The organism is uncultured Turicibacter sp. (genome assembly GCF_938044715.1).
In the GTDB taxonomy this organism is placed as follows: domain Bacteria; phylum Bacillota_I; class Bacilli_A; order MOL361; family Turicibacteraceae; genus Turicibacter; species Turicibacter sanguinis.
This window is the reverse complement of the sequence record NZ_CALIOS010000120.1, coordinates 1-5,370: the sequence shown is the minus strand read 5'-3', so window position 1 is coordinate 5,370 and position 5,370 is coordinate 1. Positions and strand designations below refer to the sequence as shown.

Genomic DNA, 5,370 nt, shown 5'->3' with positions numbered 1-5,370 from the left:
GCTTCCCGATTATATGTCAGAGATTACGAGGCTAGTTCAAACAGAAGGTAGTGCCATGGGTGACATTTGGGTACAAGGCTCTTACATGCTATTTTGCGCACTAGGGAGTTTAATTTCTGCAGTCATTGTTGGTTTTTTCGCAGCACGTATTGCCGCAACATTATCAAAACGACTTCGAGAAAGTTTATACACCAAAGTAGAATCTTTTTCGATGCAAGAAATTAATCAATTTTCTAATGCTAGTTTAATTACACGTTCAACCAATGACATTACACAAGTTCAAATGGTATTTGCCATGGGGTTACAAGTGATGATTAAAGCACCCATTTTAGCCGTTTGGGCAATATTAAAAATTCTTGGAAAAAATTTCGAATGGTCACTTGTAACTGCAGGAGCCGTCTGTGTGTTATTAGTTATGCTATCAATCATTTTAATTTTTGCTGTTCCAAAATTTAAAATAATTCAAGGACTAACCGATAATCTCAACTTAGTCACACGAGAAAATTTAACGGGAATTCGAGTTGTCCGAGCTTATAATGCAGAAAATTATCAAGAAGAAAAATTCGAAAATGCAAATAACATTTTAACTCGTACTCATTTATTTACTGGACGTATTATGGCTATTATGGGACCTGGAATGACATTAATTATGAGTGGATTAAGTTTGGCTATCTACTGGATTGGAGCTTACCTGATTGAAGCTGCGGATAGAATGGATAAAATTGGGTTATTTAGCGATATGGTCGTATTTTCATCTTATTCAATTCAAGTCGTCATGGCCTTTATGATGCTCACCATGATCTTTATCATGTTACCACGTGCCACTGTTTCAGCCAAACGAATTATGGAGGTTTTAAATACACCTCTTAGTATTGTTGATGGAACAAAGCAAGCCCCTACTGATAGGGTTGGAGAAGTGGAATTTAGAAATGTTAGCTTCAAATATCCAGATGCTGAAGAATATGTGATTGAAAACATCAGTTTCAAAGCGAACCGAGGCGAAACCGTTGCTTTTATTGGATCAACGGGTAGTGGTAAGTCAACCTTAATCAACTTAGTTCCTCGTTTTTACGATGCAACTGAAGGAGAAGTCTTAGTTGATGGAATGAACGTCAAGGATTATAAACAATCTGATTTAAACAATAAGCTGGGCTATGTTTCACAAAAAGCCGTCTTATTTGCTGGTACAGTAGAGTCCAATATTGCTTTTGGAGATAACGGACGTCAGATGGCTAAATTAGATCAGGTTAAAAAAGCAATCACCATTGCCCAAGGTCGTGACTTTGTTGAAAAAATGGATCGAACTTATCACTCATCTATTGCTCAAGGAGGAAGTAACGTTTCCGGAGGACAAAAACAACGTCTTGCAATCGCTCGTGCCATTTGTCGTGATCCTGAGATCTATATTTTTGATGATTCTTTCTCAGCGCTCGATTATAAAACAGATCGTGTCTTACGCGCTGCATTACGACAAGAAACAAAGGATGCAACCCATTTAATTGTTGCGCAACGAATTGGAACGATCATTCATGCGGATAAAATTATTGTACTCGATGAAGGAAAAATGGTTGGCATCGGAACCCATCAAGAGCTTTTGAAAAATTGTGAAGTTTACCGACAAATTGCTTATTCACAATTATCGAAGGAGGAGTTAGAACATGAGTAGACCAAATCGCGGACCAATGGCAGGAGCAGGGGCTCCGACTGAGAAAGCAAAAGACACGAAAAAAAGTGTCAAAAAACTTCTTCTATTTTGTCAACCTCATTATCTTTTAATAGCTTTCGCCCTTATTTTTTCGATTGTTGGAACCATTCTTACCCTGATTGGACCTGACAAATTAAGTGAAGTCACAGACCTTATTACAGCGGGTTTAATGACGGGAATTGATCTAGACGCTGTCGAAGATCTTTGCTTACTTCTTGTGTATATGTACGGAGCATCCTTCATTTTATCTTATTTTCAAGGATTTATTATGAATACAGTCACACAAAAAGTGGCAAAGAGTTTAAGAACACAAATTTCAGAAAAAATCAATCGGTTACCACTCAGATACTTTGATTCAACAAGTTATGGCGATATTTTAAGTCGTGTGACAAATGATGTCGATAGCATTGCGCAAACTTTGAATCAAAGCGTGGGGAATTTAGTATCTGCCATCACCTTATTTTTCGGCTCACTTTTCATGATGTTTATCACCAATGCATGGATGGCAATCACCGCCATTCTTTCAACCGTGATTGGTTTTATCTTAATGATGTTTATTATGTCAAAATCACAAAAATATTTTATTAGACAACAACGTGATTTAGGATTAATGAATGGACATGTCGAAGAAATCTATTCAGGACACAACATTGTCAAAGTGTATAATGATGAGGCAAAAGCGAAAGCAAAATTTGATGAGATTAATGAGGACTTATACGAAAGTGTTTGGCGTTCTCAATTTTTATCAGGATTAATGATGCCACTGATGAGTTTTATTGGAAATTTTGGTTATGTGGCAGTATGTATTGTAGGAGCCTCTTTGGCGATGAATGAAGTCATCACCTTTGGGGTGATCGTAGCCTTTATGGTTTATATTCGTCTGTTTACTCAACCACTATCACAAATTGCACAAGCAATGACGAGTTTACAACAGACGGCAGCGGCTAGTGAACGTGTTTTTGAGTTCTTAGAAGAACCTGAAATGCAACAAGAAAATGGAAAAATAAATGATTTTACTGTTAGTAAAGGGGAAGTCGAGTTTAAACACGTTCATTTCGGTTATCACGCAGATCGAACCATTATTAACGATTTTTCAGTGACAACAAAACCTGGACAAAAAGTTGCCATTGTGGGTCCAACCGGTGCTGGAAAAACGACGATGGTTAATTTACTTATGAAGTTCTATGAAGCGAATTCAGGTGAAATTTTAATTGATGGGATGCCCATTAATCAGTTAACTCGTCATAATGTTCATGATTTGTTTGGGATGGTGCTTCAAGATACATGGATTTTTGAAGGAACGATTCGTGAAAACATCGTGTATTCCATGAAAAATGTGTCAGATGAAGAGGTGGAGAAGGCATGTAAGGCCGTTGGCATTCACCATTTTATTAAAACATTACCGAAAGGATATGAGACGATTCTAAATGATAAGGCAAATTTATCAGCTGGACAAAAACAGCTAATCACGATTGCCCGTGCGATGGTTGAAAATGCACCCCTTCTTATTTTAGATGAAGCCACAAGTTCGGTTGATACCCGTACTGAAATTCTCATTCAAGAGGCGATGGATAAATTAATGAGAGGACGCACCTCATTTGTGATTGCGCATCGCTTGTCCACTATTAAAAATGCCAATCTCATTTTAGTGATGAATCATGGAGATATTATTGAAAGTGGAACCCATGAACAACTCATGAAGCAAAACGGATTCTATGCTGAGCTTTATAACAGCCAGTTTGAGAAATTAGCTGAGTAAAAATCAGCATGAAAACAGTAATATCATTGGAGGAGTCCGTACCTTTTAATAGAGACCTCGATTAATCAATCGTTGTGACAAAAAAAATCCTTTGAACCACAAGGTGTTCAAAGGATTTTTAATTATTTAGCAAAAACAGCGTCTAAAGCGTCAACTGCTTTTTGTACCTCTGCTTGTGCAAAAGCAGCTGCTTCATCATCACTTGCATCCATATCTTCGTTAATGGCTCCTAACATCACTAAGAACACATAGTTATCGTAGCGTAACACTTGACAAGCCGAAACTTTAGCTAAGTTCATTGGATATTGCATGCTATCGTTAATTAAGTATTCTTGGTAAGCTTGTAAAGCAGCTTCAACGGCTTCAGCATTTCCTTCAGTGGCTTCAATTCCGATAAATAAGTCTGGGTGCATGCTGATCATCGGTTGTTCAGCAACGAATTGTGCCACGTATTCAGGATTAACTCCGTATACACTTTCTAATAAGTCAGCTGGAATAGCCGTGTTTGGAAGATAATCTTCACCATATACATCACGAACGGCTTCATAAGCATCCGCTAATTGACCTGTGACTTCAACTGTGATTTCACCTTCAATAAGACCGTCTTCTTCCACAACGTCATCTGTTTCAACTTCTGTTGTTTGATCAATCGCTGGTGTTTCTGGTTCTCCCGCAGGCGTTTGTTCTTTTGAGCTACAAGCTGTTAAAGCTCCAGCAGCCATCATAGCAACTAATAAATATTTAAAATTTTTCATAGTTTTACTCCTTTTTTCCCCTTGTTCGTACTTTAATGTTTAGTACACCCTTATTATAACAAAATACGGCACGAGATTCTATGGAATATCTATGGAATTAAAAGTGTTTTGAGCGGTTAAATTCAGAAAAATTATAAAAAATGATCCTATCATATGATCTCCACTCAAAAAGCTTCATCACATTTAAACCTTGGAGGAGTCTACTTTTTTTACATTTTATTTAACGAGATGACAAAAAACGACAAAGATTAAATCATTTTTGTGAGATAATAACCTCTTGTGTTTTGTTACTTATGAAAGGGGATGCTCTCGGTGTCAAATCAACTCCGCACTGATCAATCACTATCTAAAATAGAAAATAGATTTTTCTGGGGAATTATTTTAATATCCGTTTTACTATCTATTTATTTAATTACTACTATGTTGTTCTATCAATCATTAGATAAACTCTCGTTGATTTCAGCTATTAACTTTATTAGGCATTTTAACTTTATCCTTTCTGTTTTAGCCGTTGCGAGTTGTTTGATGTCCTATAACCGTTCAAAAAAAGAAAATATCTTTATTATCGCCCTAATGTACCTAGGATTATCAACGGGTATTTTATTTGGGCAAGTTGATTATTTAACCTTTTTATCGAATGAACTGGTTATTACTAACTATATCACCGTATCAGCCTCATTATTAAGGATTGGAATTTTACTGGTTGTGCTTCAGAAAAATTCTAAATTAAAACAGTTGATACTCAGTCATAAAAAAAAGTCGATTTTATTTGTCATTTTATTTACCATGATTTTTGGCTTTATCGAGCGAATAGTTAATTCTTATGGTATTCTAAATGGTAACGTCTTCTTTATCGGCTATAATTTATTTTTATTTATTTGCTATACGAGCGTTTCAATCCATCTCTTCATGTCTGGATTTAAAGAAAAAGATTATCTATTTCCTATCTTAAGTTCTAGTATTTTTATGTTAGCCCTTAAAGCCCTTTATGCCATCATTGCTTTAAATGGCTCAGTTCAACTTTCTTTAAACGTTAAATTGATGTCAGTGGCCATTACCTATATTGGTTTTTTAATTGTGATTGCCGGTAATTTTGTTGACTTATTTTTATCAAGTTTACGAATCAAATTGTTAAATAATAAGCTTACGTT

The 5,370-nt window shown here is 36.0% G+C and carries 3 protein-coding genes and 1 pseudogene; 3 read left to right on the top strand and 1 reads right to left on the bottom strand.

The genetic code is table 11. The features are described 5' to 3' along the window. Both QWC74_RS11360 and QWC74_RS11355 read left to right on the top strand, forming a co-directional pair. Positions 1-1,666 (top strand): ABC transporter ATP-binding protein (locus tag QWC74_RS11360; protein ID WP_288994074.1); only part of this gene is annotated, 1,666 nt, incomplete at its 5' end. After that, positions 1,659-3,464, top strand: a complete 1,806-nt coding sequence (locus QWC74_RS11355; RefSeq protein ID WP_006785093.1) for an ABC transporter ATP-binding protein — start codon at positions 1,659-1,661, stop codon at positions 3,462-3,464. The genes QWC74_RS11360 and QWC74_RS11355, both read left to right, overlap by 8 nt. 122 nt (positions 3,465-3,586) lie before the next feature. Here QWC74_RS11355 and QWC74_RS11350 read toward each other — a convergent pair whose 3' ends face one another. Beyond that, the gene (locus QWC74_RS11350) at positions 3,587-4,219 is read right to left on the bottom strand and encodes a DUF4358 domain-containing protein (RefSeq protein ID WP_006785094.1); all 633 of its coding nucleotides are present in this window, start codon (positions 4,217-4,219) and stop codon (positions 3,587-3,589) included. A gap of 312 nt (positions 4,220-4,531) precedes the next feature. Between QWC74_RS11350 and QWC74_RS11345 the strand changes: the two are divergent. After that, positions 4,532-5,370 (top strand): annotated as a pseudogene (locus tag QWC74_RS11345) (sensor histidine kinase); the annotation flags it as partial.

Excerpts from the sequence above, each read along its gene's own strand:
- QWC74_RS11355 (WP_006785093.1), top strand. The coding sequence starts at position 1,659 with ATGAGTAGACCAAATCGCGGACCAATGGCAGGAGCAGGGGCTCCGACT.
- QWC74_RS11350 (WP_006785094.1), bottom strand. The coding sequence starts at position 4,219 with ATGAAAAATTTTAAATATTTATTAGTTGCTATGATGGCTGCTGGAGCT.